The sequence below is a fragment of the Amycolatopsis sp. NPDC089917 genome (assembly GCF_040684635.1).
Taxonomy (GTDB): domain Bacteria; phylum Actinomycetota; class Actinomycetes; order Mycobacteriales; family Pseudonocardiaceae; genus Amycolatopsis.
Window position 1 is genome coordinate 11,882 of record NZ_JBFBGL010000054.1, and the last position, 26,307, is coordinate 38,188.

Genomic DNA, 26,307 nt, shown 5'->3' on the forward strand with positions numbered 1-26,307 from the left:
CAGCAGGCGGGCGGACAGGGACCTGACGGCATCCGGCATCTTCCCCGGCACTACAGGAAGGGGGGAAGACATGGCAGACGAACACGAGCACGTACCGGTGCTGCTCGACCGCATCGTCGAGCTGTTCGCGCCGGTCTTCTCCGACCGCGAGGCCGTGCTGGTCGACGCGACCGTCGGACTCGGCGGGCACTCCGACGCGCTGCTCACCGCGTTCCCTTCGTTGCGCCTGGTCGCGCTCGACCGCGACCACAACGCGCTGGAACTCTCCGCGAAATGTCTTGCGCCGCACGGTGATCGCGTCGACTTCGTGCACGCCGTCTACGACGAGATGCCGTCCGCGCTCCAGGGGCTCGGACTGTCCAGAGTGGACGGGATCCTGTTCGACCTCGGCGTTTCCTCGATGCAGCTGGACCGCGCCGAGCGTGGTTTCGCCTACTCCAAGGACTCCCCGCTCGACATGCGGATGGACCCGACCACCGGGATCACCGCGGCCGACGTGCTCAACACCTACGCGCCGGGCGAGCTGATCCGGATCCTGCGTGACTACGGCGAGGAACGTTTCGCCCAGCGGATCGTCAAAGCCGTTGTGGCGGAACGAGAGAAGGAACCCTTCACCCGCAGCGGGCGGCTGGTGGAACTGCTGTACGACGCGGTCCCCGCGGCCAGTAGGCGCACCGGCGGGCATCCGGCGAAGCGCACCTTCCAGGCGCTGCGGATCGAGGTCAACGGCGAACTCGAGGTGCTGCGGCGGGCGATGCCGCGGGCGCTGTCCTCACTCGCCGTCGGCGGCCGCATCGTCGTCGAGTCCTATCAGTCCCTCGAAGACAGGCTGGTCAAGCAGGCCTTCGCGGAACTGGCGAAATCCCGGACACCGGAAGGGCTTCCCGTCGAACTGCCGGGCCACGGCCCGGAACTGAAACTGCTCACCAGAGGGGCCGAGAAGGCCGGTGAGGCGGAGACCGAACAGAACACACGGGCCGCCTCCGTGCGGCTGCGAGCCGCCGAACGGATCGGAGACCGAGCACGATGACCGCTCCCGCGAAGTCCCGCGGCCGCCGGACACCGGCGCCCGGACGGCGTGCCCGCGCGACCGGCACGGTCGAGGAAACGCCGGACACCACCGAGACCACGAAGTCCACCCGCGCCTCCCGCGGCCGGACTTCGGCGGCGGAACGCGCCTACGCCCGCCGTGCCCAGCGTGCCGACCTGCTCCAGCGTGACCAGCAGCGCAACCGTCCCGACGCCGAAGGCAGTACGGGCAAGGAAGAACCGAAGAAAAGGTTCAAGCTGCGCTGGCCCCGCTCGCGGGCGTCGTTCGTGCTGATGATGATGGGCATGCTGGCGGTCGGCGTGGCGTGCACGCTGTGGCTGACCACGCAGGCCATCGCCGACTCGTATCGGCTCGAACAGCTCCGCACGACCAACGCCGGGCTCGCCGAGTCGAAGGAACGGCTGCAGCGCGAGGTCGCGAAGGCCGAGTCGCCCGCTTCCCTCGCGCCCAAGGCCCGGGAACAGGGCATGGTGCCCGGCGGCGACCCCGCGCACATCGTGGTCGGCCCGGAAGGACAGTCCACTGTGGTCGGTGAGCCGAAGAAGGCCACCGGCGAAGCGCCGCCCACCCAGGCCGCGACGGTGCCGCCCGCCGAAGGCACGCAGCAGGGCGCGCCGATCGAGGGTGACCAGCCCGCGGTCCCGCAGGAGAACACCCCGCCCCCGGCGCAGGGAGGTCAGTGATGTCACCCGGCCGTCCGGCACAGGCCCGGGCCCGGTCGGCGGGGAGCGCGCGGCGGACCTACGCCGCCGGGACCCGTCGTGCCACCGCCCGGCGGGGCAACGGCGGCAACCGGAGCCGGTTCACCGGCGTCCGGATCCTGCTGATCGTCGTGATGGTGCTCGCCGGCCTCAAACTGGTGCAGGTGCAGTGGTTCGAGGCCGGTGCGCTGTCCGAGGCCGCGGAACGGCAGCGGACGTCGGTGATCGAAAGTCCCGCGCAGCGCGGGTCCATCATGGACCGCAACGGCACCAAGATCGCGTTCAGCATCGAGGTGCGGACTCTCGCGGTGAGCCTGAACTGGCTGCACAAGACGATGGACGACTTCGCCGCCAAGAACCCGGCCAAGGGCAAGAACTTCGAGTCCGAGGTGGCGGGCGCGGCGAAACTGATCGCGGCCAAACTGCCCGGGGTGATCACCGAGCAGGAGCTGCTGGAGAAGTTCCACAAGCCGGACGGGTTCACCTACCTGGTCCACGACGTCGAACCGTCGGTCGCCGACGCGATCGTCAAGCAGTACCCGTGGATCACCGTCGAGAAGCGCTCCAAGCGGGAGTACCCCGGCGACTCGGTGGGCGCGAACATCATCGGCTACGCGAACTGGCGCACCGACGATAAGGACCTTTCCAAGCACAACCTGCACGGTGGCTACGGGCTCGAAGCCTCCCGGGACAACGACCTGGCCGGAACGCCGGGCCGCAAGATCGTCAACACCCGGAACGGCAACGACAACCTCGTCATCCCCGGTACCGAACGGGACATCCAGAACGCCGTCCCGGGTTCGGATCTGCAGCTGACGATCGACACCGATCTCCAGTACGAACTGCAGCGGCAGCTGAGCGAGTACGTCGTCAAGTCGAAGGCCAAGGGCGGCCAAGCGGTCATCATGGACTCGAAGACCGGCGAGATCTACGCGCTGGCCAACGACAAGACGGTCAACCTCAACGACCCGGCCTCGCGCAGTGAGACGGAGAACCTCAACAACCGCGCGGTGACCACGCCGTTCGAACCCGGTTCGGTGAACAAGATCGTCACCGCCGCGGGCGCGATCGACGAAGGCATCACCACGCCGGAGTCGTCACTGGCGGTGCCGGGTTCGCTGCAGGTCGCGGACAAGGTCGTCAAGGACGCCTGGCACCACGGCACGCAGCAGTTCACCACCACCGGTATCTTCGCGAAGTCGTCGAACGTCGGGACCCTGCTGCTGGCGCAGAAGATCGGCGAGGACAAGTACGCGGACCTGCTCAAGAAGTTCGGTCTCGGCCAGCGCACCGGACTCGGCCTGCCCGGTGAGAGCCCGGGCGTCGTTCCGCCCCGGAACCAGTGGTACGCCACGACTTTCGGAAACCTGCCGATCGGACAGGGGCTTTCGATGACCGTCGTGCAGATGGCCGGGATGTACCAGGCCATCGCGAACGACGGGCTGCGCGTGGAACCGCGGGTGGTCAAGTCGAAGGTCAACCCGGACGGGACGGTCGTCCCCGAACCGGCGCCGAAGACCGTCCAGGTCATCAGTCCCGAGGCGGCGAAGACCGTCCGCGACATGATGCGCGCGGTGACGCAGAGCGGCCGCGGGCAGCAGAGCGGCACCGGGCCGAAGGCGGCGCTGGAGGGCTACCAGATCTCGGGCAAGACGGGCACCGGCCAGCAGGTCGACCCGCAGACGAAGAAGTACAGCAACCAGCTGTACAACATCACCTTCGCCGGGATCCTGCCCGCCGACAACCCGCGTTTCGTGGTCGGCATCCGCCTCGACGCGCCGGACACCTCGCTGCCGGGCGGCGGGTCGTCCGCGCCGCTGTTCCACTCGGTGGCCGCGTACCTGGCGCAGCGGTTCCAGATCCCGCTCTCGAACGGCCCGTCACCCCAGGTGCCGCTGATCCTTTCCTGACGGAACTCGCGTGCTTGGAGCCGGAACTCGCTCATCCGGCCGGAGACACGTGAGATCCGCCTTCAAGCACGCGAGATCCGGCTCCGAACACGTGAGATCCGGCTTCGGTCACCCGGGCTGAGCGGCTCGGCGCCCGCGTCGCGAAAGTGGCTTTCGCGTCATCCACGTCCGGCACGGTGTCGTCGAACGCCGTCGTCGCTGTGCGTGAACGGTTCCGCGCGCCGGGCAGCGCCCGAAAACCGGCTCCGCTTGACCCGGCAGTCCTCAAGCGACAGTCGGAAGCCCTTGCGTGCCAAGGAGAGCTCACGAAACCCATTACCACGAGCGTGATCGCCGCGCTCACACCCCGCACCGCTTCGGTCACCCGAATGCCACGCCGGTAACCTCCTTTGCTGTGTCGGTGCCTACTTCAGATCCCCGCAGCGGTCCCGCCGTCGAAAGCGGGTCCGGCGCGACGGCTGCCCAGGTCCCGGACAGCCCGGTCAAGGCCGTCGCCGCACCTCCTCGTCCGGCCCGCATCGAGCCGATGCCGCTGGGCACGCTGCTCGCCAGGGCGGGCGCGCGGCTCGTGGTCGGTGACGACGACTACACGGCCGCGGCCGAGCTGACGGTCACGGGCAGCACGCTGCGCGCGCAGCACGTCCTCCCCGGTGACCTCTTCGCCGCGCTACCCGGCGCCCGCGCCCATGGAGCGGACTTCAGCGATCAGGCCATCGCCGCGGGCGCGGCCGCCGTGCTCACCGACGAGGCCGGGGCCGAGCGCCCGGTGCTCCGTGACGCCGGCGTGCCGATCCTGGTCCACCAGGACCCGCGTGCCGCCCTCGGCGAGATCGCCGCGTGGATCTACGGCGAGCCGTCGCTGGAGCTGTCCGTCCTGGGTATCACCGGGACGTCCGGCAAGACCACGACGTCGTACCTGGTCGACGCGGGCCTCAAGGCCGCCGGGCTCACCACCGGGCTGATCGGCACGGTCGAGACCCGGATCGCGGGCGAGCGGCTGGCCAGCGGGTTCACCACCCCCGAGGCGCCGGATCTCCAGGCGCTCCTGGCGGTCATGGTGGAACGCGGCGTCACGCACGTCCCGATGGAGGTCTCCAGCCACGCGCTGTCGCTGGGCCGGGTCAACGGCACACGGTTCGCGGTCGGGGCCTTCACCAACCTCTCCCAGGACCACCTGGACTTCCACAAGGACATGGAGGAGTACTTCGCCGCCAAGTCGCTGCTGTTCGACGGCCGCTCCACCGCCGAGGTGGTCGTCGTCGACAGCGCCTGGGGCCAGGCCCTCCTCACCCCGCACACGGTGACCGTCTCCACCGAGCCGGGCACGGACGCGCTGTGGCGCGCCACCGACCTGACGCCGACGCCGGCGGGGGAGCAGACCTTCGTCCTCCACGGCCCCGACGGTCTCAGCGCGCCGGCGAAGATCCCGCTGCCGGGTGAGTTCAATGTGGCGAACGCCGTGCTCGCGGCCGCGATCCTCAACACCGCCGGTGTCCCGCTCGAAGCCGTCGTCGCCGGGCTCGCCTCGGTCGAGGTGCCGGGCCGGATGGAGCGGGTCTACCTCGGCCAGCCGTTCACCGCGGTGGTCGACTACGCGCACAAGCCCGCCGCCGTCGCGCAGGGGCTCGACGCGCTGCGCGCCCGCACCGAGGGCCGGATCATCACCGTCCTCGGCTGCGGCGGCGACCGCGACACCGCCAAACGCCCGGTGATGGGCGAGGCGGCGGTCCGGCGCAGCGAGGTGCTGATCGTGACCGACGACAACCCGCGGTCGGAGGATCCGGCCGCGATCCGGGCGGCCATGCTGGCCGGTGCCCGCAACGCCGGACCCGCCCTGGGCGGCGAGATCCTCGAGATCGCCGACCGCCGGGACGCCATCGTCCACGCGGTCGAACTCGCCCGGCCCGGCGACATCGTGCTCATCGCGGGCAAGGGCCATGAGACCGGCCAGGAGATCCAGGGTGTCGTGCACCCGTTCTCCGACCGGGAAGAGCTGGCCTCCGCCATCCGCAGACGTCTGGAGACAGTGTGATCGTGCTCAGCCTGGCCGAGATCGCCGCCATCGTCGGCGGACGGCTGCATCGGACCGACGGGACCGCCGAGGTCACCGGGAGCGTCGAATTCGACACCCGCGAGATCACGCCCGGCGGCCTGTTCATCGCGCTGCCCGGCGCGAAGGTCGACGGCCACGACTTCGCCGCGCGGGCGGTCGAGTCCGGCGCCGTCGCGGTGCTCGCGGCCCGCGAGGTCGACGCCCCGGCCGTGATCGTGCCGCCGCTCGACGCCGGTGTCGCCCACGACCGGGCGTTCGCGCTGGTCTCGGACAAGGACGGGGCGGGCGCCGCGGTGCTGGCCGCGCTGGCGAAGCTCGCCCGGCACGTGGTCCGGAAGCTTTCCGGGGACCACCTGACCGTCGTCGGAGTCACCGGTTCGGCGGGCAAGACCTCGACCAAGGACATCGTCGCCCAGCTCCTGGAGCCGCTCGGCCCGACGGTGGCGCCGCCGGGATCGTTCAACAACGAGCTGGGCCATCCCTGGACGGCGCTGCGGGCCGATTCTTCGACCCGGCAGCTGGTGCTGGAGATGTCCGCCCGCGGGCCGGGCCACATCGCCGAGCTGGCGGCCATCGCGCCGCCGCGGATCGGGGTCGTGCTCAACGTCGGCACCGCGCACGTCGGCGAGTTCGGCTCGCGCGAGGGCATCGCCAAGGGCAAGGGCGAGCTCGTCGAGGCGCTCCCGAGCGCGGAGGACGGCGGTGTCGCGGTCCTCAACCTCGACGACCCGTACGTCGCGGCGATGGCGAGCCGGACCACCGCGCGGGTGGTGTTCGTCGGCGAGAGCGCGTCCGCGCAGGTCCGCGCCGTGGACATCACCCTCGACGACGAAGCGCGCGCGTCGTTCCGCCTGGTCACGCCGGACGGCGAGGCGCCGGTGAAGCTGCCGCTCTACGGCGAGCACCAAGTCGGCAACGCGCTCAGCGCCGCCGCCGTCGCCCTGGAGATGGGCTCGACGGTCGAGGAGGTCGCGGCCCGCCTGTCGAGCCTCGAACGGCGCTCCGACCGGCGCATGGAGGTCACCACCCGCGCCGACGGCGTCACGGTGCTCAACGACTCGTTCAACGCCAGCCCCGAGTCGATGCGGGCCGCCCTCAAGGCGCTCGCGTCGATGAGCGCGACGCGGCGTTCCTGGGCCGTGCTCGGCGTGATGGGCGACCTCGGCGCCGACTCGGTCACGGCGCACGACGGCATCGGCAGGCTCGTCGTCCGGCTCAACATCGACAAGCTCGTGGTCATCGGCGAGGCGGCCGCGGCCACCCATCAGGGCGCGCAGCAGGAGGGTTCCTGGGGCGAGGAGTCGGTTCTGGTACCCGACGTCGAGGCCGCCATCGCCCTGCTGCATGATCAGCTCCGCGCGGGAGACGTGGTGCTGGTGAAGGCGTCCAAGGCCGCCGCGTTGTGGCGCGTGGCCGACGCCGTGCTCGCCTCTCCCGCGATCGACGCTGATTCCCCTGTAGTACCCCCTTCCCCCTCTCAAGAACGCTCGAACGGTGGTGACGCGTGATCAGCATCCTGATCGCGGCCGCGGCGGGCCTGCTGGTCTCCATCCTCCTCACTCCCTATCTGATCCGGGTCTTCTCCCGGCAGGGCTTCGGCCAGGAGATCCGGGAGGAAGGACCGCAGGGACACAAATCCAAACGCGGTACCCCGACGATGGGTGGTGTCGCGATCATCGTCGCGATGGTCGTCGGGTATTTCGTGGCTCATCTGATCAGCGCGCTCAGCGGCGGCAACGGCACCGGCGGCCCGTCCGCCTCGGGCCTGCTCGTCCTGCTCCTGGCCGTGGGCCTCGGCGTCGTCGGGTTCCTCGACGACTTCATCAAGATCCGCAAGCAGCGCAACCTCGGGCTGAACAAGACCGCGAAACTGGTCGGCCAGCTGGTGGTCACGATCGCCTTCGCGATCCTGGCGCTGCAGTTCGCCGACGAACGCGGGCTGACCCCGGCGTCGGAGAGCCTGTCCTACGTGCGGGACCTCGCGCTGATCACCTTCCCGTCGGTGTTCTTCGTGATCTTCTGCTACATCGTCATCTCGGGCTGGTCGAACGCGGTGAACTTCACCGACGGCCTCGACGGTCTCGCCGGCGGCACCGCGGCGATGGTGCTGGCGACCTACGTCGTCATCGCCTTCTGGCAGACCCGCCTCTCGTGCGCGGTCACCCCGCAGACCGCCTGCTACGACGTCCGCGACCCGCTGGACCTGGCCGTGGTGGCCGCCGCGGCGACCGGCGCCTGCGTCGGGTTCCTCTGGTGGAACGCGGCGCCGGCGAAGATCTTCATGGGTGACACCGGCTCGCTGGCCCTCGGTGGTCTCGTCGCCGGTCTGTCGATGACCACCCGCACCGAACTGCTCGCCATCGTCATCGGCGGCCTGTTCATGGTCGAGATGATCTCGGTGGTCGCGCAGATCGCCGTGTTCCGCACGACCAGGCGGCGGCTGTTCCGGATGGCGCCGTTCCATCACCACTTCGAGCTCGCCGGCTGGGCGGAGACCACGGTCATCATCCGGTTCTGGCTGCTCTCGGCCATCTGCTGCATGTTCGGCCTGGGCCTGTTCTACAGCGAACAGCTCAGCTTCGGGGGTTAGCACATGGAGCTCGCCGGGCGTCACGTCCTCGTCGCCGGAGCCGGGGTCACCGGCAAGTCCATCGTCCCCGTCCTGGCCGACCTGGGCGCGCGGATCACCGTCACCGACGGCAACGCCGAACGGCTGGCGGAGCTCGACGGGCTCGGCGCCGAACTGGTGCCGGGCCTGACGGAGCCGCCCGAGGGTGTCGAGCTGGTCGTGACCAGCCCCGGCTGGAAGCCGACGTCGCCGCTGCTGGTGGCGTCGGCCGAGGCGGGCATCGAGGTGATCGGCGACGTCGAGCTGGCGTGGCGGGTCGGGCAGCTGCGCGACAAGCCGCCCGTGTGGCTCGCGATCACCGGCACCAACGGCAAGACCACCACGGTCGGGATGCTGGAGTCGATCCTGCGTTCCGCCGGGGTCGACGCCGTGGCCTGCGGGAACGTCGGCTTCGCCGTCCTCGACGCGGTGCGGGCCGGGCACGAGGTGCTCGCCGTGGAGCTGTCGAGCTTCCAACTGCACTGGTCGTCCACGCTGGCCCCGCACGCGTCGGTGGTGCTGAACCTCGCCGAAGACCACCTCGACTGGCACGGCTCGATGGAGGAGTACGCGGCCGCGAAGGGGAAGGTCCACACCCACTCCCGGAACGTGGTCCGCAACCTGCACGAGGACTGGTCGATCCGGCTCGCCGACGAGCACGCGCCCGCCGACGCCCGCCACGTCGCCTTCGGCATGGACACCCCGCGCCCCGGCGAACTCGGGATCGTGGAGGATCTGCTGGTCGACCGCGCCTTCGTCGCCGACCCGGCGACCACCGCCGACGAACTCGGCACGCTGGCCGACGTCCGTCCCGCCGGTCCGCACAACGTGTCCAACGCGCTCGCCGCGGCCTCGCTGGCCCGCGCGTACGGTGTCACCGGCGAGGACGTCGCCAAGGGCCTGCGCGAGTACCGGCCGGCCCCGCACCGGGCCGAGGAGATCGGCGAGATCGACGGTGTCCGGTACATCAACGACTCCAAGGCGACCAACCCGCACGCGGCGAGCGGTTCGCTGCGCGCGCATCTGAACGTCGTCTGGATCGCCGGCGGCCAGCTCAAGGGCGCATCGGTGGACGAGCTCGTCGGTTCGATCGCCGGAAGGCTGCGCGGAGTCGTCCTCTTCGGCGTGGATTCACCCGTGATCGCCGCCGCTGTTGCGCGACACGCGCCGGATGTCCCGGTCAACAGCCTCCCTTCGGGTGACGATGACACCATGACTGCGGCGGTGAAGGCGGCCCGCGCCCTGGCGCGCCCTGGAGATGTGGTGCTGCTGGCCCCCGCCGCGGCGTCGTTGGACATGTACCGCTCCTACGGCGAACGCGGTGACGCGTTCGCGAGTGCGGTCCGTGTCCTGCGCGACGGTGCGGGGGAGACCAGTGACGGCGGTTGAGGAAAAGAAGCGCGAGGCCGCTCCTCGTAAACGGCGTGAGCGCAAGGAAAGCCCGTTCGTCGCCTTCCGTACCGCGCTGACGGCGTGGCTTTCGCGGCCACTCGCCTCGTTCCACCTGGTGCTCGCGCTCACCGGCGTCCTGACCGTGATCGGCATCGTGATGGTGCTGTCCGCTTCGTCGGTCGCTTCGTACGACCCCAAGACCGGCACCGGGGTGTACGCCCAGTTCAGCAAGCACATCATGTTCGTCGCGATCGGCGCGGTGGTGTTCTGGGTGGGGCTGCGGGTCCCGCTGGAACGCGTCCGGCGGCTGTCGGCGACGGCGACCGTGGTCTGTCTCGGACTGCTGGTGCTGGTGCTGACCCCGCTCGGGTCCACGGTCAACGGATCGCAGGGCTGGTTCCGGCTCGGCGGTTTCGCCTTCCAGCCGGTCGAGGCGGCCAAGGTCGCGCTGGCCTTCTGGGGCGCCCACATCCTGGTGATCAAGTACAACATCATCAACCAGTGGCGGCACCTGCTCGTCCCGGTCGTGCCGATCGCGCTGCTGATGTTCGCGCTGGTCATGATGCAGCCCGACCTCGGCGGCACGGTCACCCTCGCGGTGGTGCTGCTGGCCCTGCTGTGGTTCGCGGGCGCGCCGAAACGGCTGTTCGGCGTCATCCTCGCGGGTGGTCTGGCCGGGGTGCTGGTGCTGGCCATCATCGCCCCGTACCGGCTCCGGCGGGTCATGTCGTTCGTCTCCGGCGACCCGGACACCAGCGCGGACGGCTTCCAGGCCAACCAGGCGAAACTCGCGCTCGCCGACGGCGGCCTGTTCGGCAAGGGCCTCGGCCAGGGCCAGTCCAACTGGGGCTACCTGCCGAACGTGCAGAACGACTTCATCTTCGCCTTGATCGGCGAGGAACTCGGCTTCATCGGCTGCGCCGTCGTGCTGGGGCTGTTCGCCGGGGTCGCCGTCGTGGGCCTGCGGATCGCCACCCGGAACCTCGACCCGTGGATCCGCATCGTGTCCGGCACGCTGACCGTCTTCCTGGTCGCGCAGGCGGGTATCAACATCGGCTACGTCGTCGGCCTGCTGCCGGTCACCGGGGTCACGCTGCCGCTGATCTCCTACGGCGGGACGTCGCTGGTGATCACCATGCTCATCATGGGGATCCTCGCCAACGCCGCCCGGCACGAACCGGAGGCGGTGGCCGCACTGCGCTCGCAGGGGCCAGGTAAATTCGGACGCCTGCTGAGGCTTCCCGCGCCCGAGCCGTACCGCCCGCCCGCCAAGCGGAAGGGCACCGCGGCCCGCGGCGGCGCCACCAAGGCGGCGAGGCCCGCGCCGAGGACGGCGAGGCCTTCGCCCGCCCAGGAACGGCGCCGGTCGGTACGGGAGCCCGGCAGAAGGACGGCCGCGCGAACCGCGGTGAACCGCGGTACCGCGAAACGGGGTACCGCAAACCGGAGAGGTCATAGGTGAACAACCCCGTCAGAGGTGGCGCAGGAGCCGAGGTCGACGGCAAGGCGCCGGTGGTCGTGGTCGCCGGCGGTGGTACCGCAGGGCACATCGAACCGGCACTCGCCCTCGCCGACGCGGTGATGCGCCTGCGTCCCGACGCGAAGGTCGTCGCGCTGGGCACGCAGCGCGGGCTGGAGAACAAGCTCGTCCCGGCGCGCGGCTACCCGCTTGAGCTGATCCCGCCGGTGCCGATGCCGCGCAAGCCGACACCCGAGCTGCTGAAGATGCCGCTGAAGGTCCGTGACTCGGTCAAGCGCACCCGGGAGATCCTGGAGCGCGTCGGGGCGGACGTCGTCGTCGGCTTCGGCGGTTACGTCGCGCTTCCGGCGTACCTCGCCGCGCGCGGCCGCACGCCGATCGTGGTGCACGAGGCCAACGAGAAGCCCGGCCTGGCGAACAAGGTCGGCGCGCGGTTCGCCGCCCGCGTCGCCGTCGCCGTCCCGGGCACGCCGCTGGCGAAGGCCGAGGTCGTCGGCATCCCGCTGCGCCGCTCCATCACCGCGCTCGACAGGGCGGCGCTGCGCGCCGAGGCCCGCGAGCACTTCGGGCTCGACCCCGACGCCCCGACGCTGCTGGTCTTCGGCGGCTCGCAGGGGGCGGTGTCGATCAACGGCGCGGTCTCCGGCGCGGCCAAGGAGTTCGCGGACGCCGGAGTCGGTGTCCTGCACGCCCACGGTCCGAAGAACACGCTGGCCGTCCAGGAGTTCCCCGGAAAGCCGCCGTACGTCCCGGTGCCGTACCTGGAGCGGATGGACCTGGCCTACGCCGCCGCCGACGCGGTGCTGTGCCGCTCCGGCGCGATGACCGTCGCCGAGGTGTCCGCCGTCGGCCTGCCCGCCGTGTTCGTCCCGCTGCCCTACGGCAACGGCGAACAGGCGGTCAACGCCCGGCCCGCGGTCGACGCGGGCGCCGGGCTGATGGTCGCCGACGCCGACCTCACCGCCGCCAAGGTCGCGGAACTGGTGATCCCGCTGGTGTCCGACGCCGACCGGATCGCGAAGATGAGCGCGGCCGCGGTCGGCCTCGGCCACCGGGAGGCCGACGAGACCCTTGCCAAGATCGTGCTGGAGGCCGCAGGTGCCTGATCAACTCCCCGACACGCTGACGCGTGCCCACCTGATCGGGATCGGCGGCGCCGGGATGAGCGGCATCGCCCGCATCTTGCTGGCCCGCGGGGCCCAGGTCTCCGGGTCCGACGCCAAGGAGTCGCGCGCGTTCCTTTCGCTGCGCGCCCAGGGCGCCGAGATCGCCGTCGGCCAGAGCGCCGAGAACCTCGACGCCTTTCCCGAGGGACCGTCCTCGGTGATCGTGTCGACCGCGATCAAGGAGGACAACCCGGAACTGGCGGCCGCGCGGGAACGCGGGATCACCGTGCTGCACCGCGCGCAGGCGCTGGCCGGGCTGATGGAGGGCCACCGCGTCGCCTGCATCGCCGGGACGCACGGCAAGACGTCGACGACTTCGATGCTGACCGTCGCGCTGCAGAACTGCCGTCTCGACCCGTCGTTCGCCATCGGCGGAGACCTCAACGAGTCGGGCGCGAACGCGCACCACGGCGAGGGCGGGCTCTTCGTCGCCGAGGCCGACGAAAGCGACGGGTCGTTCCTGGCCTACTCGCCGTCGGTCGCCGTGGTGACCAACGTCGAGCCGGACCACCTGGACCACCACGGCACGGCCGAGGCGTACGTCTCCGTGTTCACCGACTTCCTCGGCCGGATCGAGCCGGGCGGGCTGCTCGTCGTCTGCGGTGACGACGAGGGCGCAGACGAACTGGGCACGCAGGCGGAGGAGCGCGGCATCCGCGTCCGCCGCTACGGGCGTTCGGTCACCGGCGCGGACGATGCCAAGGTCCTGGACTTCGTGCCGACCCCGGACGGCGGCGTGGTCCGGATCTCCTTGCGGGGCGAGGAAATCGCCCTCCAGGTCGCCGTGCCGGGCGAGCACATGGCGCTGAACGCGATCGCCGCGCTGCTGGCCGGGATCGAACTCGGCGCGCCGGTCGAAGGACTGGCCGACGGGCTCGCCGCGTTCGGCGGTGTCCGGCGGCGGTTCGAGTTCAAGGGCCGCTCGGGCGACGTCCGGGTGTACGACGACTACGCGCATCACCCGACCGAGGTCGACGCGCAGCTGCGCGCGGTGCGGACGGCCGCCGGATCGGGCCGGGTCGTCGTGGTCTTCCAGCCGCACCTGTACTCGCGCACGAAGACGTTCTCGAAGGAGTTCGCGGCCGCGCTGTCGCTGGCCGACGAGGTCGTCGTGCTGGACGTCTTCGGGGCCCGCGAGAAACCGGAACCCGGGGTGAGCGGCGCGCTCATCGCCGACCAGATCTCCGGTGTGCCCGTGCACTACCAGCCCGCGTTCGACGTCGCGGCGAAGCTCGCGGCGGACCTGGTCAAGCCCGGCGACCTGCTGGTGACCATGGGCGCCGGCGACGTCACACAGCTCGGCCCGGAGATCCTGGCCGAGCTGGACCGGCGGGCGGGCTAGTCATGACGCAGACCGGGGAACGCCGCCGCCCGGCCGAACCCGGTCGGCGTCCGCGCTCCGAACGACCCGACCGCAGCAAGCGGATTCCCCGGGCCGAGCGGGCTCGGCGAGCGAAGGACCGCCGCGGCAGGCGGTCCGACCAAGACCGCCGCCGTCCGGCGAGGCCCACCAGGAACAAGGAGATGCGGCGGCGCTGGGTCGCGCTGCTTTCGGTGCTGACCGCCGCCGCCCTCGTGTACCTGCTGTGGTTCAGCTCGATGCTGGGCGTGCAGCAGGTCGACGTCGTCGGGGCGAGTTCCGTGCCCGCGGACCAGATCCGCGGCACGGCGGCGGTGCCGGACCAGAAGCCGATGCTGCGCGTGGACACCGACGACATCCGGGACCGGGTGGCGCAGATGCCCGGCATCGCCACCGTCGACGTCTCGCGGTCCTGGCCGAACACCCTCGAGATCACCGTGACCGAACGCGCCGCGATCGCGTTCTTCGACAGCGGGCCCGGCGGCGACGGCGTGCACCTCGTCGACGGCGGGGGAGTCGTGTTCAAGACGGTCAAGGAGCGGCCGGCGGGGCTGCCCGAGCTCAAGCTGCCCTCGGTGTCGGCCGACGACCCGGTGACCCGCGCGGTGACCGGCGTCCTCGGTGTGATCCCGCAGCAGCTGCTCAAGCAGGTCACCACGGCGTCGGCGAAGACGCCCGGCAGCGTCGAGTTCGTGCTGGCCGACGGGAAGACCGTGCGGTGGGGGACCTCGGCCGACACCGAACGCAAGGCGAAGGTCCTGGCCGCGCTGCTCACCCGCGAGGGCAAGGTCTTCGACGTCTCGGCACCCGATCTGCCCACCGTCTCCTGACGCGCTTCCGCGGATGTCATGAAAGGGTCTTTCAGGACAATTTTCGTCCTGAAAGACCCTTTCATGACACTTCGGGAGCCGTTCAGCGGGCGAGTAGACCTTCGATGCCGTCCAGCATGCGCTCCAGCCCGAACGTGAAGGTCTCGTCGGCCGCTTCGCAGGTCTCGACCTCGTAGCCGCCGCTTTCCCACATCCGGGTCATCGCCGGATGCCGCTCCACGTCGAAGTACTTCTCCCAGAACACCCACCGCTGCCCCCACCAGGCATCCGTCGACTGCCCGGTCTGCTGCTCGACCTGCACGGTCTCGGCGAACAGCGTCGCGTTCGCCTGCACGTAGATCTCGATGCTGTTCGCGGCCGCGGCCGCCTTGCGGGGCGTCAGCCCGATGTCCGACACCGCCGCGATCAGGTACTCCTGACCCGCCATCAGCCCCGGCCCGAGAACAGGCCGCACCATCGACGTCGAGCGCAGCCACGGATGCGCCCGGAACGCGGCCAGGGTGCGTTCGGCGTAGAGCCGCACCTGCTCGCGCCAGCCGTCCGGCCGGGGATCGCCGGGGCCGGGGAGGTCCCGCTCGGCGAGCACCGCGTCCACCATGAGGTCGAGCAGTTCCGTCTTGCCGGGGACGTAGGTGTACAGCGTCATCGTGCCGACGCCGAGCTCCTCGGCGATCCGGCTCATCGACACGGTCGCCTCGCCCGCGCCGTCGGCGAGCGCGACGGCGGTCGCGATCACCTGGCCGAGGGTCAGTTTCGGCTTCCGCCCCCTGGCCGGCTGCCGGGCCTCGCCGCGGTCACGCCACAACAGTTCGAGGCTGCGCTCGAAGTCCATCCACACTCCACTCGGCCGTGAAACTGGATTCTACATTCCCGTATCCGGTACGGTTAACTCATTCCCGTAGGACGTACGAAAAGGAGTGGGGAATCGTGACGATCCTGGTGACCGGTGCGACCGGAAGCGTCGGCAGGCTGCTGGTCGACGAACTGGTGCGGGCCGGAGCGCCGGTGCGTGCGCTGACCGTCAACCCGGCGAAAGCGGCGCTGCCGGAGCAGGTGGAGGTGGCCAAGGGCTACCTGGGCAAGCCGGAGACGTTGCCGGAAGCCCTCGAAGGCATCGAGACCGTGTACCTGGCGCCGCTCGCGGACACGGTGGACGACTTCGTGAAGCTGGCGAAGGAGGCCGGAGTGCGGCGGGTGGTGGCGCTGTCGGGCAGCAACGCCGACGACCCGGTGGAGAATTCGAGCGGCGTGGCCTACGCGATCATCGAGAAGGCCATCCGGGAGGCGGAGTTCGACTGGACGTTCCTGCGGCCGGGCGCGTTCATGAACAACACGCTCGGCTGGGCGGAGACGATCAAGGCCGAGCGAGTGGTCCGCGAGGCCTACGCCGAAGCGCGCATGACGCCGATCGACCTCGGGGACATCGCCGCCGTCGCGGCGCACGTCATCCTGACCGAGGGCCACGTCGGCAAGAAGCACACGCTGAGCGGGCCGACGGCGATCAGCCAGCGCGAACAGGTCGCCGCCCTCTCGGCCGCGCTCGGCGAAGAGGTGACCTTCCGGGAACTCACCCGGGAGGAGGCGAACAAGCAATGGGCCGACGCCGGGATCCCGCCGGAGATCGCGGAGTGGCTGCTCGACGGCTTCGCGTACTTCACCGAGAACCCGGACAAGCCGACGGGCGTCGTCCAGGAGCTCACCGGCCGGCCCGGTGTCACGTACGCGGAATGGGCCGTGGCGAACGTCGAAGCGTTCCGCTGACTCCCCACGCGATCACCACGTGCGTCTCAGACGCACCTGCAGCCGCAACAGACGCGCCGCCCAAGTACATGAAGGCCACTCACGACCACCTAGCGCGCGCGGCGGGGGAGGCGGGTCGGCAGCGGCGCACCACGCCGCGGCTGATCCGCCGTCGCCTGCGCAGACTGTGCGGGCGCAGCCGGCGGTGACGCTCGTTTCGGCTGAGGCAGCGGAGGCGGAGCCTGCGACTCGCGGGGCCACGCGGGAGTGATCATCGCCTGCGCCCCGACCCGGCGGAACGGCAGCCCGTGCGCTTCCCGCGCGGGCAGGCCGGGCCAGATCTCGCTCGCCTCCTTGGCGGCGTCGCGGATCGCGGTGCCGTCGAGCGAGGTGTGTGTCTCCTCGATGTCGCGGTCGAGCCACTGGACGATGAACTCCAGCGGACCGTCGGGCGGCAGTGGCCACAGGAAGATCTCGTGGTCGACGTGGAACGCCGAACCGCCCTGCCCTCGCGCGCGCAGCACCGGCTGATCCGGTTTGGCGGCGGACGGCACGGAGATGGTCTCCGAGCTGGCCCGCCTGCCGTCGGGGAAGAGCACCCCGACCAGCAGCGCGTTGTAGTCCGGGACCCGGCGGTGGTCGATCAGGCCCTCGCCGGGTTCGTCCAGCAGGAGATCCCGCGAGTACACCGACAGCTGGAAGGACACCGACTCCGGCCACACCTCGATACCGCGCAGCGCCACGATGGTCCGTTCGGCGCGGCCGAGCGGCATCGACCAGGGCAGGATCGCCGGGACGATGTACTCGTGCGGCGGATCCACCCAGGGGCGGCCGTTGTAGCCGAACAGCTCCTGTTCCGGCACCGGGAAGAGGGGACGGCTGCGCGGACCGTCCGTGAAGAAGCTCATCGTCGTCCGGGCGCGACCGAACGCGAGGTGAACCTGTCCGACCTGCCGCTCACGCCGTCAACGACCACCATGCGGTTCACGGTATCCGATGACCAGGCCGGTACTGAACGGTTTCACCTCACCTTTCGCGTCACCCGAAGCCCCTGAGCTTCACCTTCGTGCCCTTCGGCACCTTCGTGCCCGGCTGCGGATCCTGCTGCAGGACGAAGTCGAAACCACCGTTTCCGCCGCCGTGGCCGTTGCCGTTCCCCCGACCCTCACGGTCGGCGTCCAGGCCCGCCTGGCGCAGGATCTGGATGGCCTCTTCCATCCGCTTGAAGGTCACGTTCGGCACTTCGACGGAGTTCGAAACGAACACCCCGATCCGGCGGTTGCTCGCCTTGCCGCCGCCCTTCGGGTCGGTGCGGATCACCTGGCCGGCGCCGAACTGCTCGGAGAACTCCTCGCCCGCCTGGAACGGCTGGAAACCGGCCTGTTGCAAGATCTGGAAGGCGGCGTCCTTGGTCTGGCCGGTGACGTCCGGGACCGGCGGCAGCGGTTCGGGACCCTTCGACAGGATGACCGTGACCTGCCCGCCGATGTTCAGCTGCGAACCGGGGCTCGGGTCGACGCGGATCACCTTGTTCTTGGCGACGTCGCTGTACTCCTGCTCGCCCTGCACCGGTGTCAGCTGGGCGGCCTTGATCGCCGCCTCCGCGTCCTGCTGGCTCGTGCCCGCCTGGATGTCCGGGACGATCGGGCGGCCCTTCGACAGCACGACGTTGACCGTGGCGCCCGGCGCGAGCGACGTGCCCGCCGCGGGGTCGGACCGGATCACCGTGTGCTGCGCGGCGGTGTCGCTGTACTCCTCGGTGTAGGCCGGGGTCAGCTTCGCCGTCCGGAGCGCGTCGCCGGCGGCGGCCTGGTTCATCCCGGCCAGCTTCGGCACCGACGACGAGGTCGGGCCGGTGTCGTTGAGGATAAAGGCGAACGCGCCGATCAGACCGCCGAGGACCAGCACCGCGGCCGCGATCATCACGTAGAGGCGTTTGCGCGACTGAGGCTGGTCTTCGTCGTCCGCGGGCGGCTTCGGACGCGGGGGAGGCGTTCGCGGGGGCTGAGCGGCGGGGAACTGCTGCTCCCGCTGCATCGCCTGCGTGCCCCGCGGCCCGCTGACCGGCATGGTCGCTTCGGCGACCGGGGGCAGCACGGTCGTCGCCGCGCTCGGGCCCGCCGGGACGGCCGGGATGCCGGGGGTGGTGCGCTCGGCGTCGGTCTCCCGGCCGGCGTCCGCGGGCAGCGGCACGGGCACCGGGACCGCCGGGATGCCGACGGCGGTGCGCAGGTGGTTCAGCTCGGCGAGGAACGCCGCGGCGTCGGCCGGGCGCTGCCCGGGGTCGCGCCGGGTGGCGCGCAGGATCAGCTCGTCCAGCATCGGCGGGATCCCCGGGCGCAGCTCGCTCGGGCGCGGGACGTCGTCGTTGACGTGCCGGTACGCCACCGAGAGGGCGGTGTCGCCGGTGTACGGCGCGCGGCCGGTGAGCATTTCGTACAGCAGGATCCCGGCCGAGTAGACGTCGCCGCTCGACGTGGTCGCGCCGGTGGCGACCTGCTCGGGCGAGACGTAGGCGACGGTGCCGAGGATGACGCTCGAACTCGTGGTGCCCGCGCTCGCGATCGCGCGGACCAGGCCGAAGTCGCCCACCTTGACCACGCCGCCCGAAAGCGCGGCGCCGCCGCGGCCGATGAGCACGTTCTCCGGTTTGACGTCGCGGTGCACCAGCCCGGCGGCGTGCGCCGCGGCCAGCGCGGACAGCACCGGTTCGGCGATGCTCAGCGCGAGCGCGACGTCCAGCGGGCCGCGTTCGGAGAGCAGTTCGCGCAGGGTTCCGCCGTCGACGAGTTCCATGACCAGGAACGCGCGACCGGATTCCTCACCGCCGGGGGTGTCGAAGCCCTGGTCGTGCACGGCCACGACGTGCGGGTGGTGCAGCCGGGCCGCGGACCGGGCCTCCCGCTCGAAACGCTCGACGAACGACCGGTCGTCGGCGAACCGCGGATCCATGATCTTGATGGCGACCTGGCGGTCCAGGCGGGTGTCGACGCCGCGGTACACCGACGACATCCCACCGCGTGCGAGCAGCTTGTCCACCCGATAGCGGCCCTCGAGCAGAGTGCCCACCAGCGTGGGGTCCGTGCGTGTCACGGCTATGGATCGTACGGAAGTGCCCATGTTCTGGTGTACGGGACCTGGCTCGCCGCGGATCACGATTCGCGGCATTTCGCCGAATCGGCGGTTTACGTGATCGGGCGAGCACTCTCCGTCATAGTCGAGTAGTCACCCATGCGTACTAACGGAGGGGGAGACGGAATGTGGCACAGTGTCACCTGTGAGTGGTATTCCCGTCGCCGACGACGTTCTCGATGCAGATGTGGCCGTTCTCCCTCTTCCGGAGGTCGCGACCGCGCTGAACGTTTCGGCCAACAAGGTCCGCCAGATGCTGCGTGACGGCCACCTGATCGCGGTCCGGCGCAAGGGTGAGCTGTACGTCCCGGCCGGGTTCCTGGTGAAGGACGGCGTGGTCAAGGGCCTGGCGGGCACCATCACCGTGCTCGCGGACTCGGGCTTCAGCCGGACGGAGATGCTGCGCTGGCTCTTCGCCGAGGACGAGACGCTGCCGGGGATCACCCCGGTCAACGCGCTCCGCACCAGCCACGGCACCGAGGTCAAGCGGCGCGCGCAGGCGATGGCGTTCTAGTCCGCCCGGATGTCCTGACCAGTACATACGTCGCAGCCGCGAGCAGCTGACAGCCCGCCGCGGCGCACAGTGCGGCGGTTACGGAGAGTGCGCTCAACGGCCCGGCGGCCGCCGCTCCGGCCGCGAGTCCGGTGATCTTCACGCTCGCCGCCGTGGTGAAAACCTGAGCCCGGACCTCCTCTGGCGCCTCACGATGCCGGATGGCGAAAAGGGCCGAAAGTTGTGGCCCTTCGGCGAAACCGGCGAGTACGGCGGCGGCCACCAGGGTCACCGCGTCGTGCCCGGTCGCCGCGAGCACGAAGCTCGCGGCGAGCAGGACGGTGGTCGCGAGGACGGTGCGATCCGGCGGTGGCGGCTTGCGGGCCAGGACGGCGTTCGCGACCAGTGACGCGGTGGCCAGCACGGCGAGCAGGAGCGCGCCGAACCCCGGGTTTCCCAGCCGTTGGGCGCCGAGCAGCGGATAGCAGACCACGGCGATCCCGATCCCGATGAAGGACACCGTGGACGTCGCGGTGGCTCGCAGCAGCGCGCGATTGCGGAAGAGGGCGGAGAACCCGTCGGCGAGCCTTCGCGGGATCGGTTTCGCGGGCTTCGCTTCGACGGCGGGCAGCGACCAGGCCGCGGGAAAAGCGGCCGCGACCAGCGTGATCGCGACGGCCACCGCGGCCGGGGCGCCGGCGTACGCGGCCACAAGCCCGGCGAGTCCCGGTCCGGCGAGGCTCGCGGCGGTGAACGTCATCGCGTCCAGCGCGCTCGCCCTCGCCAGCGGCGTCCTGCCCCGGACGTTGGGCAGTTGCGCCGTCCAGCCACCCGCCAAGGCCGGATTGAGCAGCCCGGCCGCGACGGCCACCGCGATCGCCGCCGGGAGTTCGACGAGCGCGAGCACCGCGCCGAGCCCGCCCGCGTAAGCGAGCAGCGCCCACGCCAGCAGCCGTCCGGGACGGGTACTGCGGTCGAGCAGCGCACCGAGCAACGGCCCGCCCGCCGCCGCCGAGATCGTGAGACCCGCGAGCAGCGCGGACCCGGTGGCGGCCGAGCCGTCGACGCCGAGGCCCAGCAGGAGCAGCGCCGGTCCGGACAGCTCGTCGCCGGTCCTGGCGACCGTCGCGCCGGTGAGATAGACGGCGAGTCTGTAACGGCTTCTCATTGGCGAGACGTTACAGTGGGGTATGACTTCAGCGCAGCAGGATTTCCTGCCCGGCCGTTCGGCGCGGGCGGCGGCGCGGCGGGCGGTGGATCTGCTGGAGGTCCTGCTCGTTCCGGAGCCTTCGGTTTCGGACGTCCGTTCCGTGCTGGAGGCGCACGGCGAGACCTCTGTCGAACTGGCGCCTTCGGACCTGACGTCGTTGCGTGAGGCGGCTTCGGAGCTGCGTGAGGTCTTCGCGGCGCGGGATGCTTCGGAGGCGGCCGGGGTGCTCAACCGGCTGCTGGCCCGCTACGCGCATCCGCCGCGGCTGACCGACCATGCCGACGGGTTCGGCTGGCATCTGCACGTGGACGCCGCCGACGACGGGCCGTGGGGTGCGTGGCTGGTGACGTCGTCGGCGTTGGCTCTGGCGGTGCTGCTGGCGGACCGTCAGGCGCCGCCGGGTGGGTTGTGTGCCGCTTCGGGCTGTGGGAAGCCCTTCGCGCACTGGGGTGGGGGGAGTCCGCGTCGGTACTGCTCGACGCGGTGCGCCACCCGGGAGCGGGTCGCGGCCCACCGCAAACGGTCTTGACCGAGGGCGATCAAGACCAAGGGTGTCTCAGGTGCCTACCGCGGTGCGCGGGTGGTATCAACGCGTGGCTGGATGGACGACTCGCGTGCCTGGATGGACGACACATGTGACGGGATGGACGACATCCGTGTCCAGAGGGACGACTCCCTGCCCGACCTCCCCGCCGCGTGTGTCGTCCGTCGGATCACGCATGTCGTCCGTCCAGTCACGGGTGTCGTCCGTCGGGACACGGATGTCGTCCATCCCGACACACGAAACGGCCAGCCCGGCATTGGGCTCGCGAGTGGTGAGGTTGGCTCTGACCGTCCTCACCACTCACGAGCCCGAAAGCGGGTCAGGACTGCTGCTTGTCGCGCCAGGCGATCCAGGACCGCAACTTGTCCAGATTGAAATCGGGCCCGCCGGTCCCCACGGTGAACAGCGAGACACCGTGCTCCAGCAGCTTCGGCCCCAGCTCCTCCGGCTCGCCCTCGACGGCGACCGAACGCTCGATCTCCTTCGGGTCCCGGCCGACGTCGGCGCAGTGCTGGTCGAGGATCTTGACCTTGCGCTCCACGACCTCCGGGTCGCCGAAGCCGTGCCAGATGTCGGCGTGCTTCGCGACCAGGCGCAGCGTCTTCTTCTCGCCGCCGCCGCCGATCAGCACCGGGATGTCGCGGACCGGCTGCGGGTTCAGCTTGCCGAGCCTGCTCTCGATCCGCGGCAGTGCCTCGGCGAGGTTGTCGAGCCGCCCGCCGGCGGTGCCGAACTCGTAGCCGTACTCGTCGTAGTCCTTCTCGAACCAGCCGGAGCCGATGCCGAGGATGAGCCGGCCGTCGGAGATGTTGTCGACGGTGCGGGCCATGTCGGCGAGCAGTTCGGGGTTGCGGTAGCTGTTGCACGTCACCAGCGCGCCGATCTCGACCCGCGACGTGGACTCCGCCCAGGCGCCCAGCATGGTCCAGCACTCGTAGTGCAGTCCCTCGGGCTCGCCGTAGAGCGGGTAGAAGTGGTCCCAGTTGAAGACGATGTCCACACCGAGGTCTTCGGCCTCCGAGGCCGCCCGGCGGATCGCCTTGTATTCGGCGTGCTGAGGCTGCAGCTGGACGCCGATCCGGATCTTCCTGTTCGCAGCAGTCGTCATGATCGCAGCCTAAGCCTGGAGTTGCTCCACGTGCTCGCCAGTAACCTCGGAAGGGCGACCGCCAGCCGGCGTCGGCGGGGGACGACGGCGCGGGTGTTCAGCACGTCGTAACCGAGGGCCGCGATCTCGTCGAGAATGCCTTCGTAGAGCGCGAGCGCGGTCCGCACGCAGTCGCGGGATTCCTCGCGCAGCAACGGGATTCCGGCTTCGGCGCGGCGGTACACCGCCCGGTTGCGCGCGACCGCCACGGCGAGCGCGCGCCGCACCCGCCGGTCCGGCAGGCCGCGGGCGCGTGACCATGCGAGCAGTTCGCGGTCGACGCCGAACGCGGCCAGTTCCCCGGTGGGCAGGTACAGCCGTCCCCGGTCGAGGTCCTCGCCGACGTCGCGCAGGAAGTTGGTCAGCTGGAACGCCTCGCCCAGTGCGGCCGCGCCGGGTACCGCGTCGGCGACCGGGACGACGGTGCCGAAGACCGGCAGCATCTGCAGCCCGATCACCTCGGCCGAACCGTGGATGTACTCCTTGAGCTCGGCGTAGGTCGCGTACTCGGTGATCTTGAGATCCATCGCCATGGACCGCAGGAACGCGTCGAACAGCTCGCGGTCCAGATCGTGACGGCGCACGGTGTCGGCGAGCGCGGTCAGCACCGGGTCGGCGGGCGTGCCGCCGTCGAAGACCCGCCCGACCATGACGGCGACGTCGTCCAGCGCGACGGCGGGATCGGTGCCCGGCGCGGGATTGTCGACCACTTCGTCCGCCATCCGCGCGAAGCCGTACAGCGCGTGCGCGAACGGCCGCGTCCGGGGCGGCAGCAGCCGGGTCGCGAGGAAGAAGGTGCGGCCGTAGTGCGCGTTGATGCGACGGCATTCGGTGTACGCGGCCCGCAACGCCGGCGCGGTGATGCCCGCGGCGTCGAGTTCGTTCATCGGCCGGTGATCCTCCCCGCCGCGAGCCTGCCGGAGATCACCACCGGCGGGATGCCGACGCCCGGCGTCGTCCCGCAGCCCGCCAGCACGACGTTGTCCGCGGCCCGCAGCAGGTTCCCCGGCCGGAACGGGCCGGTCTGGGAGAAGGTGTGCGCGAGCGAGAACGGGGTGCCCGCGGCGAGGCCGCGTTCCGCCCAGCCCGCCGGGGTGATCGTCTCGTCGACGGTGAAGTCCTCCGTGAACCCGGTGAGGCCGCGGTTTTCCAGGGTGCGCAGGAGTTCCGTGCGATAGGCGGGCCCGACCCGGCCCCAGTCGATCTTGCCCCGGCGCAGGTTCGGTGCCGGGGCCAGCACCGAGATCACCTGGTCGCCGCCGGGGGCGAGGCCCGGTTCGGTCGCGGTCGGCCGGGTCACCAGCAGCGACGGATCGCTCATCAGCCTGCCCTCGCGGATGATCTCCGAAAACGTCTTTTCCCAGGCCTGACCGAAGAAAATGGTGTGGTGGCCCAAATCCGGCCACGATCTCGGCGCGTGCCCGTGCAGCACGACGGCCGACGGCGAGTACCGCAGCGGCAGCGGACGGCGGGGACGGGCGCCGAGCAACCGGTACGCGGTGCCGAGTTCGGTCGCGAGAACCACGGTGTCGCAAGGGATCCGCTCGCCGGAGCGGGTCCGCACCGCGCGCACCCGCGAGGAAACCCTTTCCAGCCAAGCGGCTTCGGTGCCGAATCGCACTTCCGCGCCCGCGCGCTCGGCCGCGTTCGTCATCGCCCGCGCGATCTCGCCCATCCCGCCCGAGGGATAGTAGACCCCGCCGACGGTGTCCATGTAGGAGATGACGCCGTACGCGCCGATCGCGCGGGCCGGATCGAGGCCCGCGTAGAGCGCCTGGAAGGAGAACAGGCGGCGCACCCGGTCGTCGCGCAGAAAGCCGTCGATCTTCGGGCCGAGCCGCCCGAATCCGCCCAGCGCGGCCAGTTTCGCCAGTTCCGGGCGCGCGAGATCGAGCGGGGAGTCGAAGTTCGCGCCGATGAAGCGGTCCTTCTGGACCGCGTACAGGTCGGTCAGCCAGCGCCGCAGACGGCGGTAGCCCTCGGCTTCGGCCGGACCGGCGGCCGCGCGGATCTCGGCCTCCATCGCCGCCGCGTCGGTGTGCACGGCGATCGTGCTGCCGTCGGCGAACCTCGCGCGGTACGCCGGGTCGAGCCTCGTCAGCGTCAGGTTGTCCGCCAGGGATTCGCCGACCGCGGAGAACGCTTCGTCGAGCAGTTCCGGCATGGTCAGCACGCTGGCCCCGGTGTCGACGGTGTTGCCGCCGAAATCCGCCTGCCCGGCGCGGCCGCCGGGGGTCTTGTCCTGCTCCAGCAGGGTCACGCGGCGTCCGGCGCCGAGCAGATGCAGCGTCGCCGACAGCCCGGCTAGCCCGCCACCGATCACCACGACGTGGTCACTCGGACCGGTGACGGTGCGCATCAGTACGTCCGCTGGGTCGCCTTGACGACCAGCCCGGTCAGCGCGGCGGGGGCGGGTTCGGCCAGGTGAGCACGGTCCAGCGCCGCCATCGCGGACTCGGTGAGCTCGTCGATACGGCGTTCCACCGCGTCGACCGCGCCGACGTCCTGCAGGGCCTCGCGCACGGTCTCGACGGCGTCTTCGGACAGGTGCGCGTCGCCGATGGCGTCGGAAATGACCTGCGACGCGGCTTCCTTGCCCTGTTCGGCCGCGCGCTGGAGTCCCAGCGCGACCAGCAGCGTCCGCTTGCCCTCGCGCAGGTCGTCGCCCGCGGGCTTGCCGGTGACCGACGGGTCGCCGAACACGCCGAGCAGGTCGTCCCGCAGCTGGAACGCCACGCCGACCTCGTCGCCGAACTCGCGCAGCGTCGCGATCAGGGTGTCGTCGGCGCCGCCGAGCGCGGCACCGAGGTGCAGCGGGCGCATGACGGTGTACGCGGCCGTCTTGAGCTTGCAGATGTGCAGCGCGGCCTCGGGAGAGGCGTCGCCGGTGGCCTGCGTGCGGACATCGAGGTACTGGCCGGCGAGGACTTCGGTGCGCATCGCGCGCCACGCGGGCCGCGCCGCGGCGAGGGCCGCGGGCGGGAGCGGGGCCTCGCCGAACATGTCGTCGGCCCAGGCCAGCGCCAGGTCGCCGACCAGGACGGCGGTCGCGAGCCCGAACGTGCTCGGCGAACCCAGCCAGCCGCTGTCGGCGTGCAGCTTCGCGCCCGCGATGTGCACCGTCGGGGAACCGCGGCGCGAATCGGAGGAGTCGATGAGGTCGTCGTGGATCAGCGCGCACGCCTGGATCAGCTCCAGGCTCGCCACCGCCTGGAGCACGCCTTCGACGTCCGGCCCGTCCGGGTCGCCGCCCGCGCCGCGCCAGCCCCACCAGGCGAACGTCGGGCGCAGGCGTTTGCCGCCGCCCAGCACGAACCCGGCCAGCGCGTCGATCCCGACGCCCACGGTCGGTTCGGCGCTGCGGATTTCGGCACCGGCGCGCTCGAGGAACCCGGCCAGCGCCCGCTCGACGTGGGCGGGCAGATCGGCGTCGTAGGCGGACGTGTCCATGAGCACATCCTCCGGGAAGGACGCCGTCGTGACCCAGTCG

General features: G+C 70.9%; 22 protein-coding genes. 14 read left to right on the top strand and 8 right to left on the bottom strand.

The annotated features are described in order from the left end of the window. The first annotated feature begins 70 nt into the window (after nt 1-70). The 11 genes from rsmH to AB0N89_RS30940 all read left to right on the top strand — a co-directional run bounded on the left by rsmH (nt 71) and on the right by AB0N89_RS30940 (nt 14,551). Complete coding sequence (gene rsmH / locus AB0N89_RS30890; protein WP_364211663.1) at nt 71-1,030, top strand: 16S rRNA (cytosine(1402)-N(4))-methyltransferase RsmH; 960 nt, start codon at nt 71-73, stop codon at nt 1,028-1,030. Beyond that, the gene (locus AB0N89_RS30895; RefSeq protein WP_364211666.1) at nt 1,027-1,734 is read left to right on the top strand and encodes a hypothetical protein; all 708 of its coding nucleotides are present in this window, start codon (nt 1,027-1,029) and stop codon (nt 1,732-1,734) included. Before rsmH ends, AB0N89_RS30895 begins: the two co-directional genes overlap by 4 nt. After that, nucleotides 1,734-3,662: a penicillin-binding protein 2 gene (locus AB0N89_RS30900; protein ID WP_364211669.1), complete on the top strand. Its 1,929-nt coding sequence runs from the start codon at nt 1,734-1,736 to the stop codon at nt 3,660-3,662. Before AB0N89_RS30895 ends, AB0N89_RS30900 begins: the two co-directional genes overlap by 1 nt. Before the next feature lie 526 nt (nt 3,663-4,188). After that, nucleotides 4,189-5,694: a UDP-N-acetylmuramoyl-L-alanyl-D-glutamate--2,6-diaminopimelate ligase gene (locus tag AB0N89_RS30905; protein WP_364211769.1), complete on the top strand. Its 1,506-nt coding sequence runs from the start codon at nt 4,189-4,191 to the stop codon at nt 5,692-5,694. Further along, nucleotides 5,691-7,223, top strand: coding sequence for a UDP-N-acetylmuramoyl-tripeptide--D-alanyl-D-alanine ligase (gene murF / locus AB0N89_RS30910; RefSeq protein ID WP_364211672.1), 1,533 nt, complete (start codon nt 5,691-5,693; stop codon nt 7,221-7,223). Before AB0N89_RS30905 ends, murF begins: the two co-directional genes overlap by 4 nt. After that, on the top strand, nt 7,220-8,305 hold the full coding sequence (gene mraY / locus AB0N89_RS30915) for a phospho-N-acetylmuramoyl-pentapeptide-transferase (protein ID WP_364211675.1): 1,086 nt from the start codon (nt 7,220-7,222) through the stop codon (nt 8,303-8,305). The genes murF and mraY overlap by 4 nt, the downstream gene beginning before the upstream one ends. A gap of 3 nt (nt 8,306-8,308) precedes the next feature. Then, nucleotides 8,309-9,712, top strand: coding sequence for a UDP-N-acetylmuramoyl-L-alanine--D-glutamate ligase (murD, locus tag AB0N89_RS30920; RefSeq protein ID WP_364211678.1), 1,404 nt, complete (start codon nt 8,309-8,311; stop codon nt 9,710-9,712). Beyond that, complete coding sequence (gene ftsW, locus AB0N89_RS30925; protein ID WP_364211681.1) at nt 9,699-11,177, top strand: putative lipid II flippase FtsW; 1,479 nt, start codon at nt 9,699-9,701, stop codon at nt 11,175-11,177. The genes murD and ftsW overlap by 14 nt, the downstream gene beginning before the upstream one ends. Then, nucleotides 11,174-12,301, top strand: coding sequence for an undecaprenyldiphospho-muramoylpentapeptide beta-N-acetylglucosaminyltransferase (gene murG, locus AB0N89_RS30930; RefSeq protein WP_364211684.1), 1,128 nt, complete (start codon nt 11,174-11,176; stop codon nt 12,299-12,301). The genes ftsW and murG overlap by 4 nt, the downstream gene beginning before the upstream one ends. Next, complete coding sequence (gene murC, locus AB0N89_RS30935; protein ID WP_364211687.1) at nt 12,294-13,703, top strand: UDP-N-acetylmuramate--L-alanine ligase; 1,410 nt, start codon at nt 12,294-12,296, stop codon at nt 13,701-13,703. Before murG ends, murC begins: the two co-directional genes overlap by 8 nt. A 2-nt stretch (nt 13,704-13,705) precedes the next feature. After that, the gene (locus AB0N89_RS30940) at nt 13,706-14,551 is read left to right on the top strand and encodes an FtsQ-type POTRA domain-containing protein (RefSeq protein ID WP_364211690.1); all 846 of its coding nucleotides are present in this window, start codon (nt 13,706-13,708) and stop codon (nt 14,549-14,551) included. An 82-nt stretch (nt 14,552-14,633) separates the two neighbouring features. Here the strand turns inward: AB0N89_RS30940 and AB0N89_RS30945 are convergent, their stop codons facing one another. Continuing rightward, a complete protein-coding gene (locus tag AB0N89_RS30945; RefSeq protein ID WP_364211693.1) occupies nt 14,634-15,383 on the bottom strand; it encodes a TetR/AcrR family transcriptional regulator in 750 nt (249 codons plus the stop codon). 95 nt (nt 15,384-15,478) lie between these two features. Between AB0N89_RS30945 and AB0N89_RS30950 the strand changes: the two genes are divergently transcribed. Next, a complete protein-coding gene (locus tag AB0N89_RS30950; protein ID WP_364211696.1) occupies nt 15,479-16,312 on the top strand; it encodes an NAD(P)H-binding protein in 834 nt (277 codons plus the stop codon). Nucleotides 16,313-16,401: 89 nt separating this feature from the next. On the opposite strand, the gene AB0N89_RS30955 is transcribed toward AB0N89_RS30950, so the two are convergent. Both AB0N89_RS30955 and AB0N89_RS30960 read right to left on the bottom strand, forming a co-directional pair. Then, nucleotides 16,402-17,199 (bottom strand): hypothetical protein, encoded by a 798-nt coding sequence (locus tag AB0N89_RS30955; RefSeq protein WP_364211699.1) that lies wholly within the window; start codon nt 17,197-17,199, stop codon nt 16,402-16,404. 130 nt (nt 17,200-17,329) lie between these two features. After that, nucleotides 17,330-19,384, bottom strand: a complete 2,055-nt coding sequence (locus tag AB0N89_RS30960) for a PASTA domain-containing protein (RefSeq protein ID WP_364211702.1) — start codon at nt 19,382-19,384, stop codon at nt 17,330-17,332. Nucleotides 19,385-19,568: 184 nt separating this feature from the next. Between AB0N89_RS30960 and AB0N89_RS30965 the strand changes: the two genes are divergently transcribed. Continuing rightward, nucleotides 19,569-19,937: an Rv2175c family DNA-binding protein gene (locus tag AB0N89_RS30965; protein ID WP_364211705.1), complete on the top strand. Its 369-nt coding sequence runs from the start codon at nt 19,569-19,571 to the stop codon at nt 19,935-19,937. Here the strand turns inward: AB0N89_RS30965 and AB0N89_RS30970 are convergent. After that, complete coding sequence (locus tag AB0N89_RS30970; protein WP_364211707.1) at nt 19,906-21,084, bottom strand: MFS transporter; 1,179 nt, start codon at nt 21,082-21,084, stop codon at nt 19,906-19,908. The two genes, AB0N89_RS30965 and AB0N89_RS30970, sit on opposite strands and share 32 nt — an antisense overlap. 22 nt (nt 21,085-21,106) lie before the next feature. Between AB0N89_RS30970 and AB0N89_RS30975 the strand changes: the two genes are divergently transcribed. Then, nucleotides 21,107-21,655 (top strand): CGNR zinc finger domain-containing protein, encoded by a 549-nt coding sequence (locus AB0N89_RS30975; protein ID WP_364211710.1) that lies wholly within the window; start codon nt 21,107-21,109, stop codon nt 21,653-21,655. Between the two features lie 334 nt (nt 21,656-21,989). Here the strand turns inward: AB0N89_RS30975 and AB0N89_RS30980 are convergent, their stop codons facing one another. Genes AB0N89_RS30980 through AB0N89_RS30995 form a run of 4 tightly spaced genes read right to left on the bottom strand, consistent with a single transcriptional unit; the run spans nt 21,990 to nt 26,267 of the window. Further along, nucleotides 21,990-22,778, bottom strand: coding sequence for an LLM class F420-dependent oxidoreductase (locus tag AB0N89_RS30980; protein ID WP_364211713.1), 789 nt, complete (start codon nt 22,776-22,778; stop codon nt 21,990-21,992). Further along, nucleotides 22,775-23,704, bottom strand: coding sequence for a phytoene/squalene synthase family protein (locus AB0N89_RS30985; protein WP_364211716.1), 930 nt, complete (start codon nt 23,702-23,704; stop codon nt 22,775-22,777). The genes AB0N89_RS30980 and AB0N89_RS30985 overlap by 4 nt, the downstream gene beginning before the upstream one ends. After that, on the bottom strand, nt 23,701-25,176 hold the full coding sequence (crtI, locus tag AB0N89_RS30990; RefSeq protein ID WP_364211719.1) for a phytoene desaturase family protein: 1,476 nt from the start codon (nt 25,174-25,176) through the stop codon (nt 23,701-23,703). Before crtI ends, AB0N89_RS30985 begins: the two co-directional genes overlap by 4 nt. After that, a complete protein-coding gene (locus AB0N89_RS30995; RefSeq protein ID WP_364211722.1) occupies nt 25,176-26,267 on the bottom strand; it encodes a polyprenyl synthetase family protein in 1,092 nt (363 codons plus the stop codon). The genes crtI and AB0N89_RS30995 overlap by 1 nt, the downstream gene beginning before the upstream one ends. Nucleotides 26,268-26,307: the final 40 nt, after the last annotated feature.

Excerpts from the sequence above, each read along its gene's own strand:
- AB0N89_RS30975 (WP_364211710.1), top strand. The coding sequence starts at position 21,107 with ATGACTTCAGCGCAGCAGGATTTCCTGCCCGGCCGTTCGGCGCGGGCG.
- AB0N89_RS30985 (WP_364211716.1), bottom strand. The coding sequence starts at position 23,704 with ATGAACGAACTCGACGCCGCGGGCATCACCGCGCCGGCGTTGCGGGCC.
- crtI (WP_364211719.1), bottom strand. The coding sequence starts at position 25,176 with ATGCGCACCGTCACCGGTCCGAGTGACCACGTCGTGGTGATCGGTGGC.
- AB0N89_RS30995 (WP_364211722.1), bottom strand. The coding sequence starts at position 26,267 with ATGGACACGTCCGCCTACGACGCCGATCTGCCCGCCCACGTCGAGCGG.
- AB0N89_RS30900 (WP_364211669.1), top strand. The coding sequence starts at position 1,734 with ATGTCACCCGGCCGTCCGGCACAGGCCCGGGCCCGGTCGGCGGGGAGC.
- AB0N89_RS30895 (WP_364211666.1), top strand. The coding sequence starts at position 1,027 with ATGACCGCTCCCGCGAAGTCCCGCGGCCGCCGGACACCGGCGCCCGGA.
- AB0N89_RS30905 (WP_364211769.1), top strand. The coding sequence starts at position 4,189 with ATGCCGCTGGGCACGCTGCTCGCCAGGGCGGGCGCGCGGCTCGTGGTC.
- rsmH (WP_364211663.1), top strand. The coding sequence starts at position 71 with ATGGCAGACGAACACGAGCACGTACCGGTGCTGCTCGACCGCATCGTC.
- AB0N89_RS30970 (WP_364211707.1), bottom strand. The coding sequence starts at position 21,084 with ATGAGAAGCCGTTACAGACTCGCCGTCTATCTCACCGGCGCGACGGTC.
- AB0N89_RS30955 (WP_364211699.1), bottom strand. The coding sequence starts at position 17,199 with ATGAGCTTCTTCACGGACGGTCCGCGCAGCCGTCCCCTCTTCCCGGTG.
- AB0N89_RS30980 (WP_364211713.1), bottom strand. The coding sequence starts at position 22,778 with ATGACGACTGCTGCGAACAGGAAGATCCGGATCGGCGTCCAGCTGCAG.
- murD (WP_364211678.1), top strand. The coding sequence starts at position 8,309 with ATGGAGCTCGCCGGGCGTCACGTCCTCGTCGCCGGAGCCGGGGTCACC.
- AB0N89_RS30940 (WP_364211690.1), top strand. The coding sequence starts at position 13,706 with ATGACGCAGACCGGGGAACGCCGCCGCCCGGCCGAACCCGGTCGGCGT.
- AB0N89_RS30945 (WP_364211693.1), bottom strand. The coding sequence starts at position 15,383 with ATGGACTTCGAGCGCAGCCTCGAACTGTTGTGGCGTGACCGCGGCGAG.